The organism is Robbsia betulipollinis, from assembly GCF_026624755.1.
Classification (GTDB): Bacteria; Pseudomonadota; Gammaproteobacteria; order Burkholderiales; family Burkholderiaceae; genus Robbsia; species Robbsia betulipollinis.
In genome coordinates, this window is record NZ_JAPMXC010000014.1 from 1 (window position 1) to 15,877 (window position 15,877).

General features: G+C 55.6%; 14 protein-coding genes and 1 pseudogene. 10 read left to right on the forward strand and 5 right to left on the reverse strand.

Features of this window, described 5'->3' with window-relative positions; all coding sequences use genetic code 11:
- Both OVY01_RS22260 and OVY01_RS22265 read left to right on the forward strand, forming a co-directional pair.
- Positions 1–268, forward strand: a pseudogene (locus OVY01_RS22260) (hypothetical protein); the annotation flags it as partial.
- Between the two features lie 113 nt (positions 269–381).
- Positions 382–735, forward strand: coding sequence for a thioredoxin domain-containing protein (locus OVY01_RS22265; protein WP_267849817.1), 354 nt, complete (start codon positions 382–384; stop codon positions 733–735).
- 129 nt (positions 736–864) lie between these two features.
- Here the strand turns inward: OVY01_RS22265 and OVY01_RS22270 are convergent, their stop codons facing one another.
- Both OVY01_RS22270 and OVY01_RS22275 read right to left on the reverse strand, forming a co-directional pair.
- Positions 865–1,428 (reverse strand): DUF6880 family protein, encoded by a 564-nt coding sequence (locus tag OVY01_RS22270; RefSeq protein WP_267849819.1) that lies wholly within the window; start codon positions 1,426–1,428, stop codon positions 865–867.
- 61 nt (positions 1,429–1,489) lie between these two features.
- The gene (locus OVY01_RS22275) at positions 1,490–1,996 is read right to left on the reverse strand and encodes a DUF6933 domain-containing protein (protein ID WP_267849820.1); all 507 of its coding nucleotides are present in this window, start codon (positions 1,994–1,996) and stop codon (positions 1,490–1,492) included.
- Between the two features lie 371 nt (positions 1,997–2,367).
- Here OVY01_RS22275 and OVY01_RS22280 point away from each other — a divergent pair, with 371 nt between their 5' ends.
- The 6 genes from OVY01_RS22280 to OVY01_RS22305 all read left to right on the forward strand — a co-directional run bounded on the left by OVY01_RS22280 (position 2,368) and on the right by OVY01_RS22305 (position 10,754).
- The gene (locus OVY01_RS22280; protein ID WP_267849822.1) at positions 2,368–2,511 is read left to right on the forward strand and encodes a hypothetical protein; all 144 of its coding nucleotides are present in this window, start codon (positions 2,368–2,370) and stop codon (positions 2,509–2,511) included.
- Positions 2,512–2,651: 140 nt separating this feature from the next.
- A complete protein-coding gene (locus OVY01_RS22285) occupies positions 2,652–3,680 on the forward strand; it encodes a PDDEXK nuclease domain-containing protein (RefSeq protein ID WP_267849823.1) in 1,029 nt (342 codons plus the stop codon).
- Between the two features lie 109 nt (positions 3,681–3,789).
- Positions 3,790–4,131 (forward strand): hypothetical protein, encoded by a 342-nt coding sequence (locus OVY01_RS22290; RefSeq protein ID WP_267849824.1) that lies wholly within the window; start codon positions 3,790–3,792, stop codon positions 4,129–4,131.
- 490 nt (positions 4,132–4,621) lie between these two features.
- The gene (locus tag OVY01_RS22295) at positions 4,622–6,160 is read left to right on the forward strand and encodes a type I restriction-modification system subunit M (RefSeq protein ID WP_267849825.1); all 1,539 of its coding nucleotides are present in this window, start codon (positions 4,622–4,624) and stop codon (positions 6,158–6,160) included.
- 20 nt (positions 6,161–6,180) lie between these two features.
- Entirely contained in the window at positions 6,181–7,335 is a 1,155-nt protein-coding gene (locus OVY01_RS22300) for a restriction endonuclease subunit S (protein ID WP_267849826.1), read from the forward strand.
- Between the two features lie 14 nt (positions 7,336–7,349).
- Positions 7,350–10,754 carry a DEAD/DEAH box helicase family protein gene (locus tag OVY01_RS22305; RefSeq protein WP_267849827.1) on the forward strand — a complete coding sequence of 1,135 codons (3,405 nt, stop codon included), beginning with the start codon at positions 7,350–7,352 and terminating at the stop codon, positions 10,752–10,754.
- 637 nt (positions 10,755–11,391) lie between these two features.
- Here the strand turns inward: OVY01_RS22305 and OVY01_RS22310 are convergent.
- From OVY01_RS22310 to OVY01_RS22320, 3 genes are all read right to left on the reverse strand, one after another.
- A complete protein-coding gene (locus tag OVY01_RS22310) occupies positions 11,392–11,961 on the reverse strand; it encodes a DUF6880 family protein (RefSeq protein ID WP_267849828.1) in 570 nt (189 codons plus the stop codon).
- A gap of 54 nt (positions 11,962–12,015) precedes the next feature.
- The gene (locus OVY01_RS22315) at positions 12,016–12,516 is read right to left on the reverse strand and encodes a DUF6933 domain-containing protein (RefSeq protein ID WP_267849829.1); all 501 of its coding nucleotides are present in this window, start codon (positions 12,514–12,516) and stop codon (positions 12,016–12,018) included.
- Positions 12,517–12,743: 227 nt separating this feature from the next.
- Entirely contained in the window at positions 12,744–13,058 is a 315-nt protein-coding gene (locus tag OVY01_RS22320; protein ID WP_267849831.1) for an H-NS histone family protein, read from the reverse strand.
- A gap of 715 nt (positions 13,059–13,773) precedes the next feature.
- Here OVY01_RS22320 and imuA point away from each other — a divergent pair.
- Together imuA and OVY01_RS22330 are read left to right on the forward strand one after the other, a co-directional pair.
- A complete protein-coding gene (gene imuA / locus OVY01_RS22325) occupies positions 13,774–14,481 on the forward strand; it encodes a translesion DNA synthesis-associated protein ImuA (protein WP_267849859.1) in 708 nt (235 codons plus the stop codon).
- Positions 14,411–15,877, forward strand: coding sequence for a Y-family DNA polymerase (locus OVY01_RS22330; RefSeq protein ID WP_267849833.1), 1,467 nt, complete (start codon positions 14,411–14,413; stop codon positions 15,875–15,877). The genes imuA and OVY01_RS22330 overlap by 71 nt, the downstream gene beginning before the upstream one ends.

A 15,877-nucleotide genomic window follows, 5' to 3' on the forward strand; every position in this document is an offset into this window, starting at 1 on the left:
ACGCGTGTGGGTGCATCACTTCATCAATTGGTACAACCACGAGCATCGCCATAGTGCGATACGGTTCGTCGCACCCGCTCAACGCCATGCGGCAGAGGATGCGCTGATTCTTGAAAAACGCAAACAGCTCTATGAACTTGCACGGCAGCAACACCCGGCACGATGGTCTGGCCAACTGCGCAACTGGCAACCTATTGGCAGTGTCTGGCTTAATCCGCGAACAGATCACGAAATGCGAAGCATCTTGCCTGAATTAGAGGCCGCGTAGATCACGTTCCAACTACCTTGACAGTCACCGTCCCCTTGTCGCCCGCAGCGGTACAAAGCACGTCGCTCAAACACCACCTGGCCTTCGTTAGTTGGCAAGGCGGCACAGCATCCATGACGCAGGGCGGCGAATTGATGACCATGTTGTATCTGACGTATTTGTTCCTAGGCGACGAACTGACTCGTGAAGGATTGGCAATCATGGTGGTCGTTGAGGAGGCGTTACAACGCGCAGTGGTTCATGATTTTGAAGGGGAGGTAGCACGGCCCACACTTGATGAGCGTGCGTGTATGGCGGCGACGTTGGCCGAATATGACCGCTTACTTCGCCGAACGCCAACGTATTTGTTTGCCGCTGCCCGCTTGCACCTCCAAAAACTCTACACTGGCGATCGCGTGTTGACGCTAGCTGCCGTCTTGGCGACCGAGTGCGATGCCCCCCCCCCGCGTGATGAGGAAAGAAGATAAGTCGGGAAAAAGCGGTGAAGCTGTTTGGTCAGCCAAATGCCGCCGCGCACCGGGGTGAATCTAGATCCGACGCTGTAACGTGTTTTCGCTGCAGGAAGGAGGGACGTCAATCAGTGCATGGGCGGAGGGTTACGAGGGTGACAAGTGCGCCTTCACCGCAGCAACATACGCCGAATTGCCTGGACGTGGGGCATCAAGGGACGGCATCAAATTTCCGAACTCGCCATAGCCATCTGCTGCGAGCGCGGTGCGAATGTGGTGGGCGAAAGTATTTGGCAGTGTCTTGGCGCGAATCGCGAGCGTCACGCAATCGACGCATGCCTGGTCGAAAACCCGACTGATTTCGTACCCTTCTTCGCTGGTTCGGTTGAAAATAGTCTCAGCCAGCGTAAAAAACCGCCACAGCAAATCAGCGGCCTCACCGGGATGCACGTTGGCGACATCGTCGACAATCGCTAGGCGCAAGGCGTCGAGCTCAACGGCTGTTTCGGCGATGTCACGAGAAGTGAGAAACGTCGTTTGATCCAGAAGCGTGTCAAGCCACGTGGTGGCCGCGTCAAATATATCTGCGTTGGCGTGAACCACCTCTGCGAAGTGCAGACGTCGGCCGATATCGGGATGCAACTCTGCCGTGTCGGCGAGAACCTTGTCCCGCCGGTCAGGGGGGATGGCCAACCGGGTCACTTTATGCATAGCGCGATGCCTCTTCAGTTATTTCAATAAAAAGCTCGACGATCGCAAGAAAGATCAGTGGTCAATGCATCGCTGCGCCGCTTGCGCCAATGGCTGTGATCAAATCAGATGGGCTTTGGTAGCGAATCGGAGCGCAAGGCGTGTTCGCCAACGCCAAAGCAATGCGTGGGAGATCGTCGGATCCGTCATGCTGCTTATGCACTTCGGCTAAGAACGTGAAGTCGCTCAAACTGCCCAGTACACTCCGATTGGCGGTCTTAAGCAGCTGATGCTGGTTGAGCTGCCGTATTTCGGCGTCGATCTGATGGGCAAGCCATCGGTGAGCCGTTAGAACATTAGCCAGATGCGCGGGAAATCGCGTCGCTAGCGTTTTTGCGGGCGCGAGTGGCATAAGCACCGGCAACAAAGTGCGTTCATTCACCAGTAACGCGACTTGCGGCTTCCAAAATAGCATTGTGGCATACCAAGTGGCGAGATGGGTGCCGCTGTCAGCGGCGGGCACCGGACTGATGGAAGGTTTCTCGCCGATGCGATCCAGCAGTTTCTTGGTGCAATGTAGGCGCAGCATGGTGGCGAGCTAAATTGAGGTAATACGATTTTACATGCGCTTGGATTATGCAGAGCCCGGCAAATTCGACAATTCCGCAAGTGCAACCGACGGCTATGTCGTCGTCGAACCGCCGCCGTTGGGCCACGCGCGAGCCGTGAAAATAAAGCAGACTTGCTCTGCTTTTCGCCGACAGCGGTACAAACGCGTTGCCCCAACACTATTTGGGTTTGCGCATTGGGGAACTGCACGGCATCGATCACGCAACGCGGCGAACTCATGATCATTCCATATTTGACGTATTTGCTGCGTGACCCCGAGTTGACGCATGACGAACAAAGTAGATAAAACGGCATAAAGCGGTGGGTCTGTTCGGGCTGCGGAACGGCACAATGGACACTTTGATGGTTGGCAACGATCTTGGGCTAGGTCTCGCTTTGGACCACATCGCTATACGCACAGGTAAGCAATCTGTACTTGAAGGGCGGCAGCGTTTTATTGGCGGCGACATTATTAAACAACGTCGGAAGATCTGACTATGGTGAGGGAACGGCAATTCTCTCCGCACCGCGGAGAGAATTCAACGCGGCAGTTTATTATTACGTCAGCGCGCCGTTTGCATTAAGGTGACTCCTCGCCTCTTATGCATTAAAGCCCAACACCGATGCCTTGTCTTATGACCCAATTAGTTCCTACACCATTGCTTGACGACGTAAGACAGCTTATTGACGACGCTCGGGCTCGTGCAGCATCCGTGGTCAACGCTGAGCTGACCCTGCTTTACTGGAAAGTCGGCGGTCGAATTCGCACCACTGTCCTCAGTGGCAGCCGGGCGGCATACGGTCAAGAAATACTTCCCGCGTTGGCGCGTCGCCTAAAGGCTGAATATGGCCGCGGGTGGAGTGAACAGCAGCTGCGACACTGCTTGCGTGTGGCGGAGGTTTTTCCAGATGAAGCAATTCTCTCCGCAGTGCGGAGAGAATTGAGCTGGACGCATATCAAGGCGCTGATCTATATCGACGATTCGCTCAAACGCGACTTCTATATCGAACTATGCCGTCTAGAGCGGTGGTCATCACGCCAACTGCAGGAACGCGTCCAATCTATGCTGTTTGAACGAAGTGCGCTGTCACGGCAATCCGAAGAAGTGATCAAGGGCGAAATCGCAGAATTACGAGCGTCGCAGCAGATAACGCCTTCGCTGGTGTTGAAGGACCCGTACATCCTGGACTTTCTGGGTTTAAACGATCGCTATCTTGAGCGCGATTTAGAGGATGCCATTCTCCGGGAAATGGAGCATTTTTTACTAGAATTGGGCGCTGGATTTACGTTCGTTGCCCGTCAAAAGCGTCTTTTGATTGATGACGATGATTTTTACATTGATCTCCTATTTTACAACCGCAAGCTGAAACGGCTTGTCGCGGTCGAATTGAAGCTGGGCGCTTTCAAGGCTGAGCACAAAAGCCAAATGGAGCTATATTTGCGTTGGCTCGCGAAGCATGAACAGGAGCCTGGTGAAGCCTCTCCGATCGGGATCATCTTGTGCGCCGGCAAGAAGCAAGAGCAAATCGAATTGCTCGAATTAGACAAAAGCGGCATTCACGTCGCCGAGTACCTCACCGTTTTGCCACCCCGCGAAGCATTGGCGGCCAAGTTGCACCAAGCGATCGCTCTCGCCCGAGAACGACTGAAGTCCAACTCGTGAGATCTACGCTTGGCCGTTGCTTGAGCCGAGAAAGCGGGACTTCTGCTGTGTATAAATCCGAAGAGCGTGAAGTCACCACTAGCAGTACCGATTACTCACCGGCGACGCTATGTGCTATCTCGACTTCAACGCTTGGGTCGGCATCAAGGTTTCGACGGACGAGCGCAAGGCAACGCAGGTTAAGGTGCACCATGGATTGACGCGCGTCCACCGCGACTTTTTGTTTGCCCCCGTGAAGCCGGGTGCGGGTACGCCGGCAGGGGAGCGAGCCAGCTTTATGTTGAAGCTTGACATAGCAGCCGGGCTGCGGCTTTGTGAAATGGCTGCCGCCACTTTGGGCGCGATGCAGCCGAAGTGGGTCGATGATGAGCTTGGCACCGCCTGGAAGTTGATCGTCATCGGTAAGCGATCAAAGCTCAGAACGGCAACAATGGAGGCATTGCGCCGCTAACCGTTTAACATAAGACATGTTGCAGGTCGAATTCAACATTCTCGCGACGGCGGCTTTTCGGCCTTTGCGGCCACTTGGCACTATGGCCGCCGACGACCGGAATAAGCCACGAAGCAGACATAGCCAGATGAAAAGGCGGGATTTCGATCTGGTGGTCGGATATCGGCCACAAGGGGCCATTGCTGGAGCAAATTTCTTAGTCTCTCGAAGGTCTCGAGCGAATCAGAAGCGGTCGTTCGTCGTGGATGTCGTGAGCCCGTTGGAGCGGCTGCTCTTTTAAGTAAACGGAATGTCGCTTCTGATCTGTCAGCGAGCACTGGCAGGGCCTGCTCGGCGGTCGAAACGATAAGTGCCGGGGCCATGCGCCTACGCCAACAACGCAGATCGTTCTCTCCCACATAATCGACGAGCATTTCGCGTAAAATCGAGCAAACTCCAGCCTCACGCGTTTATCCGCTTTGAGGCCATTTATCTCAAAAAGTATATATCGATGCTTATTGGCGCACTACGCAATCAAGTCGACTCCATCTGGAATGCCTTCTGGTCGGGCGGGATTTCAAATCCGCTCGAGGTCATGGAGCAATTTACCTACTTGCTGTTCCTGCGTCGTCTGGATGATATCCATACGCTGGAAGAGCGCAAAGCCACGGTCACGAGGAAGCCGATGACTCGGCGCATCTTCCCCGACGGCGCCGACTCCGGCGGACGACCCTACGATGACATGCGCTGGTCGCGCTTCAAGCACTTTGCCGCGCCGGACATGTTCACGCTAATCGATAAGCACGTGTTTCCGTTTCTGCGCACGATGAATGTGAATGGCTCGACCTACGCGCATCATATGCGAGACGCGCGCTTCACCATTCCGACGCCGGGTTTGCTGGCCAAGGTCGTGGACATGCTCGACCATGTGCCGATGGACGATCGCGACACGAAGGGAGATCTCTACGAATACATGCTCGGCAAGATTGCGAGCGCCGGGCAGAACGGCCAGTTCCGCACGCCGAGGCACATCATCCAGTTGATGGTCGAACTCACTGCGCCCGCGCCGGCGGATGTGATCTGCGATCCGGCCAGCGGTACATGCGGGTTTCTGGTGGCAGCGGGCGAATATCTGCGTGAGAAGCATCCTGCGATGTTCCGGAATGCCGTTGAACGCGAGCACTTCCACCACGGCATGTTCCACGGCTACGACTTCGATAACACGATGCTGCGAATCGGCAGCATGAACATGGCGCTGCATGGTGTCGACAATCCGGACGTGCGTTACAAGGATTCGCTCGCGCAAGGTCATGCGGAGGACGATGAGAAGTATTCGCTGATTCTTGCTAATCCGCCGTTTGCCGGTTCGCTGGATTTTGAGAATACGGCCAAGGACTTGTTGAGCATCGTCAAGACGAAGAAGACGGAACTGCTGTTTCTCGCGCTGTTTCTGCGATTGTTGAAGACGGGTGGACGCGCGGCGGTCATCGTGCCGGATGGAGTGCTGTTTGGGTCAAGCAAGGCGCACAAGGAATTGCGGCGGATGATCGTCGAAGATCAGAAGCTCGATGCGATCGTTTCATTGCCCTCGGGCGCGTTCAAGCCTTACGCAGGTGTGTCTACTGCGATTTTGCTTTTCACGAAGACCAATTCGGGTGGCACGGATCACGTGTGGTTCTACGACATGGAAGCCGACGGGCGCAGTCTCGATGACAAGCGTCAGCCGTTATTGAGCGAGGACAAGCTTGGCGTTGCGCCCGCGACGCCGTTGACGGACGCGGAGCACGATAAGAACAACTTGCCGGATGTGCTCGCGCGGTGGAATGCGCGTGAGACTTCGGAACGGAAGCGCGCGCGCACAGAGCAGAGCTTCTGCGTGGCGAAGGCGGACATCGCGGCGCAGGGTTATGACCTGTCGATCAATCGGTATAAGGAAGTAATGCACGAGGCGGTCGAGCATTTGCCGCCGCTGGAAATTCTGGCAAAGTTGAATGCGCTGGAGGCGGAGATTCAGGCGGGGATGAAGGAGCTTGCGGGGATGTTGAAGTGAAAGGTTTCTCGATGTGCGCAATGCAAGATCTGGTGCTCGGCGGTCCGAAGGCTAGGCCTAGCGGACCTACGACGCCGACGTGGTTGCTCAACCTAGATCAAGTGGAATCCGGGAGCGGACGCGTTCTCAAAAAGGAGTTTGTCGCACCCGGCGACTTAGGACCGTCTGTTCATCGATTTGAGAAAGGTACCGTACTGTATTCGAAGCTTCGACCATATTTGAATAAAGTCGTTGTCGCGGACCAAAGCGGCTATGCGACGACCGAATTGGTTCCAATGCGCTGCGATACGACTCGGGTTGTGCCGCAGTATCTTGCCTACTTTCTAAGGTCTCCACGTTTCTTGAGCTTTGCGTCGAACGTTGTAGCCGGCGCCAAAATGCCCCGGATGGTGATGAGCGAGTTCTGGAAATACGAAGTTCCCATTCCTTCGCTTGAAGAGCAACGCCGCATCGCCGAGATTCTCGATAAAGCCGACGCGCTGCGCGTCAAACGGCGCGAAACGCTCACGTACCTAGAGACATTGAAACAAGCAGTCTTCGAGGAGTTCTGGAAGTCCAGCCGAGGCAACGCGGTTGAATCTTTACTAGGAGAAATCGCAGACAAGACCAGAGGGTCGTTTGTGAATGGCCCATTCGGCAGCGATTTACTTACGAGCGAATTGCAGCTTGTCGGGGTTCCCGTTGTTTATATTCGTGATATTCGAGATGGTGAATATCTTCGTGTGAGCGAAGCGTGCGTTTCGGAGGAAAAAGCGAAAGCGTTGAGCGTATGCGAGGTCCGTCCTGGTGACGTCTTGGTGGCGAAGGTGGGTGATCCACCCGGCATCGCAGCAATCTACCCGTCCGGGCAGTCCAAGGCTATTATTACTCAGGATGTAATTCGCATTCGTGTCGATCAGAGACTGGTGCTCCCAGAGTTCATTCAGGCCTATCTCAATTCGGCACTTGGCAGACTAAGGATATCCGAGTTTACAGTGGCGGCAACCCGCGCTCGATTTTCCTTGGGAGATTTTAAGAAGATGCGCATCGAGTTGCCGCCGCTTGCTGCTCAGCAGGGCTTTGCTCGGAAGATTGAACAAATTTGTAAGATAAAGCTTGATTGCGAAGTGGATATGGCGAAGTCAGACAGCTTGTTCGCTTCGGTTCAACATGATGCCTTCGCCGGCACCCTATAAAAACAGCTAAAAACATGACCAACTTCGCCTTCCTCTCCCCCGAATGGTCCATGCTCTTCGACGCGGCGAGCAGGGCGGAGGCATCTGCAAACACGGATCCGCGCGTGTCCTGCTTCTACGCTCGTCGCGCGCTGGAAATCGCGGTCGCATGGCTCTACACGCACGACAAAGCGTTCAAGCTCCCATACCAGGACAATCTCAGCGCATTGATCCACGAACCGACGTTCCGTCAAAATGTCGGCGAGGCGCTTTTCACCAAAACGCGTTTCATCAAGGAGCTGGGCAATCACGCAGTCCACGGCGTCAAGAAAATTACGGTAACCGATGCGCAAAGCGCCGCGCGCGAACTCTTCCATCTCTGTTATTGGCTTGCCCGCACCTACGGCCGCACCACTCGGCCCGATCCTAGCCTCACGTTCTCGCTCGACCTGATTCCGAAGCCAGTCACCACGGCGCCACCCGCGAAGACGCTCGAACAAATCCAGCGCCTCAACGCCGAACTGACCGCGAAAGATAAACGCCTTTCCGATCTTCTCGCCGATAAAACTGCGCTCGACGAAGAAATCCAAAAACTGCGCGAGGAAGTTGCGGCCGCGAAAAAAGCCAACAGCGCGCAGCCGGACACGCACGATTATTCGGAAGCCGATACGCGTCGCGCTTTCATCGATTTGATGCTCAGGGAAGCGGGCTGGACGCTCGACCCGGCGAAGGACCACGAAGTCAAAGTCACCGGCATGCCGAACAACGAAGGCATCGGCTATGTTGACTACGTGCTCTCGGCCGACGACGGCAAGCCGCTGGCGTTGATCGAGGCCAAGCGCACGACCAAGAGTCCACTGGAGGGCGAGCAACAGGCCAAGCTCTATGCCGACTGCCTGGAAAAGCAACACGGACAGCGCCCGATTATTTTCCTGTCGAACGGCTATGAAAACTGGATTTGGGATGACCAGTCCTATCCGCGTCGCGCACTGCAGGGCTTCTACAAGAAGTCGGAACTCGAACTTGTGATACAGCGCCGCACGAGCCGCAAATCGCTCGCTGAGGCGGCCATCGACACGAAGATAGTGGAGCGTTTCTATCAGACGCGCGCCATTCGTCGTGTCGGAGAAACGTTCGAAGTCGACAACCAGCGCAAGGCCTTGCTCGTGATGGCGACGGGTACCGGCAAAACGCGCACGGTCATCGCGCTCGCCGATCTGCTGATGCGCTGCAACTGGGCCAAACGCATTCTGTTTCTCGCAGATCGCGTGGCGCTTGTCAATCAGGCGGTCGGCGCATTCAAGACGCATTTGGCTGATGCGTCGCCGGTCAATCTGGTGACGGACAAGTACACCGAGGGCCGTGTGTTCGTGTCAACGTACCCGACGATGATGGGACTCATCGATGAAGCCCACAACGGCGTTCGGCGCTTCGGCGTCGGACATTTTGACCTCGTCGTCATCGACGAAGCTCATCGCTCCGTGTATCGGAAATATCGTGCGATCTTCGATTATTTCGACTCGATGCTCGTCGGTCTGACCGCCACGCCTAAGGATGAGGTCGACAAGGATACGTACAGCCTGTTCGACCTCGAAAAGGGCGTCCCGACCGACGCATATGGTCTCGACGAAGCCGTCGCGAATTCGCATCTCGTGCCGCCCGTGCCGATTTCCGTCCCGCTCAAGTTCCAGCGCGAAGGAATTCGTTACGACAATCTCTCCGAAGAAGAGAAAGAGGAATGGGACGCAGTTGAATGGAACGAAGACGGTACGATGCCAGCCGAAGTTGATACGGAGGCCATGAACAAGTGGCTGTTCAACATCGATACGGTCGACAAGGCACTCGAAGTGCTCATGACGAAAGGGCAAAAAGTTGCTGGCGGCGATCTGCTCGGCAAGACCATCATCTTCGCGAAGAACAACGATCACGCCGAGTTTATCGCGAAGCGCTTCGACGCCAACTATCCGCAGTACAAAGGGCACTTTGCGCGGATGGTGACGTACAAGACCACGTACGTTCAAACTATCATCGACGACTTCTCGAAGCCTGAGAAGATGCCGCATATCGCGGTGTCGGTCGATATGCTCGACACCGGCATCGACGTTCCGGAGGTCGTCAATCTCGTCTTCTTCAAGGCGGTGCGCTCGAAGACAAAATTTTGGCAGATGGTCGGACGTGGCACGCGCCTTCGTCCTGATCTGTTCGGGCCAGGGCAGGACAAGAAGGAATTCTTTATCTTCGATTTCTGCCAGAACCTGGAATTCTTCGGTGCGAGTCAGGACTTCGCTGAAGGTTCGACCACAGAGCCGCTCGGGATGCGCCTTTTCAAGGCGCGGCTGGACATGATCGGTACACTCGACGAACGGGCGCAAGGCGAAATGAATGAGCCTGAGCCGCCACCTTATGGCGGTCATCTTTCCGAAGGACAGTTGCGCAAGGAGACGGCGGCGTTGCTGCACTCTCAGGTTGCGGCGATGAACGTCGATAATTTCGTGGTTCGGCCGCGGCGCCAGTTTGTCGACAAATTCAGTCAGCCCGATGCCTGGGAGTCGCTTTCGCAGGAGGACTTCCATGAATTGTCCGATCGTGTCGCTGACTTGCCGACCATGCTCGTCGACAGTGACGAAGAGGCTAAGCGCTTCGATATGCTGGTTTTACGTGCACAACTCACCATTCTGCAAGCCGGAACAGGGTTCGTAGGGCTTCGCGAGAAGATTCAGAGGATTGCAGGCGAACTTGAGGAACAGATCGCTATTCCCGCGATCAAGGCGCAGATCGTTCTCATCAGTGCAGTTGCAAGTGACGAATGGTGGGAAGACGTCACCGTGCCGATGCTGGAAACCGCACGTCGTCGACTGCGCGCCCTCATCAAGCTTATTCCGAAAATCATGAAGAAGATCGTTTATACGGACTTCGAGGACGAGCTCGGCGACATGACCGAAGTCACGCTGCCACAGGTCACGGCGGGCCTCAACATGGCCAAGTTCAAGGAAAAGGCCAGAGCGTTTCTGCGGGCGCACGAGAACCATCTGGCTTTGCAGAGACTGCGTCGTAACCAGCCGTTGACAGCAGCCGACCTCGAAGAGTTCAATAAAATGCTGATCGAGGCAGGGGGATCGCCGGAACTCATCAAGTCTGCGACCGAACAGAGTGAGGGCCTAGGGTTTTTCATCCGGTCATTGGTAGGTCTGGAGCGCGAATCCGCGATGCAGGCGTTCAGCGAGTTCATCAGCGGAACGACCGCGACCCCTGATCAGATCGAGTTCATCAACCTCATCGTCGAGGAACTTATGCAGAACGGGGTTATGGATGCATCGCGTCTCTATGAGACCCCGTTCGTCGATATGTGCCCTTCCGGGCCCGAGGCAATTTTTCTCGCAGATCAGGTTGATCAGTTGGTCACAGTGCTGCATTTGATCCGAGCCAGGGCCGCTGCTTAGATACGGTATCTAGGTGCAACCCTGTTCTCCCCACTGTAAAGGCGCATCGGGAAATTCAATCGATGATTGCTTGAGGCTAAGAAAAAGACGTAGCGAAGTGGGAGGCTCGGAAGAGCGCCCCCGCGTCAATAACCGACCACCGAATACGGTTTGCGGTTTCTCTTGCTGCGATGTCTGCTTTGCATCTTACTGCGGTCATTGAGCGGACAGGTGCTAAACGACCGCTTCGGCCGAAAAACGGTCTTCCATGTCAGAGTGGCATATTCATCGAACAGGCAGTATGCCGAATGCCACTTATGATAACTCCCGTTATCAACGTAGGCGAAGAGGTCAGTTTTTACTAGTACCTATGAGTTATGCATGCTAGTGCCGCACACAGCGTGCTGTAAAAAAATTATATGCGAGCTGCGGCGGAATGCCAGATTTCACATTTGAGACAAAAAGCACAGCTTCCTCAAACGTTGAAAAATCATAGAATAGTCCGTTAACAATAACAGAACGGCACTCGTTGCAAAAGGATAATGTCATATCACATTGCAAAATAGATTTTTTTGGTTTTGTGATTATTATAATATATTTACTATCGAGATTTCTTAGATAAAACGCTAAAGTCGGTGTTCTGCAAAATATGTTTAACCTATGACGTTGACTTTTGTAAGTATGAATTTACCTTCGACAAAAAGGTTGGGGCATTGGCTTGCGCGGCGTTGACCGCCTGAATGAGCTCTCGAAACTCGCCGTACTGACTAGATGCCTGTGCGGCTGCGATCCTCGTCGCAAATAACGCCGGTCCTGTACCCGTGCTTATCGCAATACTAATAAGATCAGTGCAAGCACGGTCGAAAATATCACTGACCTCGGTTGCTTCCTCGGCGGTTCGCTCAAAGATACCTTCGGCCAGGGTAAAAAATTCCCACATTAATTCAATCGCGAGCATTGGCGCAACTTCGATGACATCACGAACAATGCCTTTTCTCAATGCATCCAGTTCTGAGGCCAATTCAGTCACTTGGTCGGCACTAAGGAACGATGTTTGCGCCTGAAGTGCTTCCAGCCATGCATGGGCGGCTTCCGGGACATTTATCCCGGCTTGAACTGCCGACGCAAAGCACAGCCGACGCCAAACATGAGGATGAAGCTCCGCGACATCCGCAATGATGTCCGTCAGGCGTGCAGGATCAATGGCATTGATGGTCGCTTTATCCATTGTGTGATGTTTCGATTTTGAGAGGCAGTTCGCAACCAATACACTGCAGCCTGATTAATGCAGATTGCTGCCATGTGCTTCAATGACAGCAAGTAACTGTGATGGGCTTTGATACTGGATCGGTTTAAAAACTATTTCTGCTAAGGCCAGCGCTATTCTTTGCGTGTCATCACTTCGGTGATGGTGCTTATAGACCTCTGCGGAAAACGCAAATTCGTTCATTATGCCCAGCACACTGCGATTTGCGGTCTTCAGGAATTGGTGGCCGTCGAGTTGACGCAACTCGCTTTCGATTCGATCGGGACGCCATCCGTGCAGCGACAATATTTCCGCCAGATGTGCGGGGAATCTTGTCGCTAATGTTTTTTCCGGCGCCAACGGCATTAATAACGGCAGCAAGGTGCATTCATTGACTAATAGCGCGATTTGCGGTTTCAAAAATAGTATCGTCGTATACCAGTTTGATAGATTTTTACCAGAAATGCCTGAGACTTCCGTCGCAGGTCGCTCTCCGATTCGATCCAAAAGCTTTTTTGTGCAATAAAAACGTAGCATGATGCTGATTTGGAAGGGAGATGATAGTAATCAAATATGCCGCCGCGCCAGTAGCTGAAGTCTCAAACACATTCGTTATGCGATAGTAAATCGATGCCACTTGAGTTGCAGTAACAGAGCGTAATGCATTTTATTGGTGCTAGTTATTGACAATCTGTTTTATTTTTTTGAGGTCTATTAGTAATAAAAAACTTGTAAAGGGGCGCGACGCGCCACCTAAAATTTCTTTACACGATGACGAAACCATCCCGGTCTTTGCCGGCAATCCAAAGCGGCGGTTTTCCACGGCCCGACCAGGTTTTTCCCGATTCGGGGTCGCGATATTTGGGAGCGACCGCACTGCGTTGTTTACTCACGCTCTCTTTCCGAGCGTAACCCCGCGTGCCAAACCCAAGTTCTGCCGCAGTGAGTTCAAACGCGGCAATTGTTTCTTTGACCTCAATGAGAGCACTGCCGCGTGCCTCTGCACGCATCGCTTGAATTTGGGCGTCAAGCTTCGCCTTTTCCTGGATCAACTTGTCGAGTTCGGATTGTTTAGACATTACTTGTTCCTGGCCTTTCGTGGAGAAAACCTTGCAGAGGCACAATATATCATTGTGATGTATGGGTTTGCCTCAATGCAAGGAAAGCATATTTTAACAAACTCTATGAATGTAGGTACAGTTTATAATATTTATTTGATTACCTAGCGGTTCAAGGAACTGGTGGCATGGTGCTGTTTCTTATACGCCAGAGAATTGCGGTAAAGCCGGAAGGGATAGGAACCGGGGACAGGGACGATGTGTGGCGTGAATCACGCAGTTTTCTGCTTGGCGATCCTATGTCGAGGTACTGGCATTCATTCGGGAGGCCGCCGCGGCGCCGGCGGCTGTTATTCCGCGCTACAACTGCGGACCCAGCGCACGTGCCTTGATGAGCGATCGCGCTGGTGAATGTTGCTCGATGTGGCGACGCTATTGTCCACACGGGGCTATAGCGTGCAATGTGCCAATCATGATCAATATCCGCGTGGACTAGATCATCAGCGCGAACTGGACGCCATTGCTGCGCGCGGGGTGCATGATGGTGTCCGGCGCCAACGCGTATAAAAAGGTTATCGATACGGCCACTAAAAAACGTACCTTTTTACTCAAGGCGCGCAGTAGCCAAACTGCATTTCCGAAATGCCGTCGTGATGTGCGCGGGATTTTCCAGCTTGCGAAAGCGCCTTCGGTAAGATACTGTATAAAAAAACAGTGTTTACCACCGGGGAAGCGTATGCACAAGGCACTCAGCAGCCCACAAACTATTCATCCATCGCTTTGGCGTGGCTCCCAACTCGCCCAGGGCCGCGAGCGCTGCGTCGATACGGGCCATGCCGGGCTGTCGGCTGAGTTACCCGGTGGGGGGTGGCCCCGCGGCACGCTGATCGATCTCCTGATCCAGCAGCCAGGCATTGGCGAAGTGCGCCTGCTACAACCTGCGTTAGCCACACTGCGCACGCGGCCGATTGTTTTGCTTCAACCGCCGCACGTGCCCAATGCCCTGGCCGTCGCCAATTGGGGGGTGCCGCCGGACAATTTCCACCGCATCGAAACAGGTTCGGTAGCTGATGCCCTGTGGGCCGCCGAGCAAATTCTCCGGGCCGGCACCTGCGGCATGCTGCTCTTCTGGCAACCGCAGATCCGCAATGACGCGCTGCGCCGCCTGCACTTGGCCGCCCAAGCGGGCGACACGGTTTTTTTCATGATGCGGCCGATGACGGCCGCGCCCCACGCATCGCCCGCGCCGTTGCGCTTGGGGCTCACGCCGGCGTTTGATGGCGTCTCAGTGCGCTTCATCAAACGTCGCGGCCCCGCACGCGATGAGCCGCTGTTCGTGCCCCTTTCTCCCTCCCTTTTCAAGAGTCATCGCCATGCGCCTGTGGATCGGCGTCCATCTTCCGTACCTGTCGCTGGAAGCATATCGGCCGACGTGGTCGCCTGATGCCAACGGCTTGGTCATCCTCGAGCGTGAGCGCGTGCTGACGATGAGCCGCACGGCGCGCTTGGCTGGCGTACGTGTCGGCATGCGCCGTGGCGGCGTATTGACGCTGAGTCCCAACGTCACGCTACGCGAGCGCGACGCGCAGCGCGAAGACGCGTGTTTATTCGCTGCGGCCGTGGCCCTGATGCGATTCTCGCCCCAGGTCACGCTCGCCGCGGAGGCGACGGTACTGGTTGAGGTCAGCGCGAGCCTGCGCTTATTCGGCGGCGTGCGGTCTTTGCGGCGCCAGATGCGCGACACGCTCACGGCGCTGGCGATGACCGGGCGCTTGGGCATCGCGCCGACCGGCGCCGGCGCGTGGCTCCTCGCGCGACACGGGCAGGAAAGGGCAACCTTATCTCTGGAGTCGCTGGCCCGCGCGGTGGGCTGCGTACCGGTGGCGTTGTTGCCGGAAGCGCGGCGCGCAGCGGAGTGGTTCGATGGGCTAGGTTGTTGCACCCTGGTCGACGTCCTCGCGCTGCCGCGCGCGGGCCTCGCCAAACGCACGAGCCCGGAATTGCTGCACGCTCTCGATCGCGCCTTGGGTGCGCAAGCCGAGGCCTACGAATGGTTGACGCTCCCCGATACGTTTGAGGCGCGCCAGGAATTGCCGGATCGCAGCGAACGCGCCGATGAGATTGTCGCCTGCGCGCAGACACTGATTACGCAGTTGAGCGGCTGGCTGAGCGCGCGCCAGTACCGTGTGCGGCGCTTGCGTCTGCAGCTGCCTCACGAACGTGGCCGCGAGGCAATCATCCCAACGGAAATCGAGATTGCCTTTGGCGAGCCGGCCGCGGATGCGGATCACATTCTGCGGCTGGTACGGGAACGCGTAGAGCGCACCACATTGCCGGCGGCGGTGCTGGCTGTGTGGATGAGCGCGGTTTCGCTCGCGAGTGCCGCACCGCTGAGCGATACGCTCTTTCCGGAGCCCGGCGGGACGCCTGCGGACCATGCACGATTGCTGGAATTGCTGATTGCCCGGCTGGGCGAGGAGAACGTGCGTCGTCCGCAGCCGCTCACGGACCACCGGCCAGAACACGCCAATCGCTGGGCGCCGGTGGCGCAGGTGTCCAAGACCGTGGCAACGCCCGGGCACTTGCGCCGCCCACTTTGGCTGCTGGAAACGCCAATCGCCTTGCTAACCCGGCAACACCGGCCGTTCTACGGTAGTCCCTTACGGATAACTTCCCCCGCTGAGCGCATTGAGGCCGGCTGGTGGAGCGGGCAGACCACCGCGCGCGATTACTTCATCGCCGAGGGCCGGGACCATTGCTGCTATTGGATTTTTCGCGAACGTCTGGGCGCCGCTGAGGAAGCTGAGCCCCGCTGGTTTCTACACGGCCTGTTTGGCTGA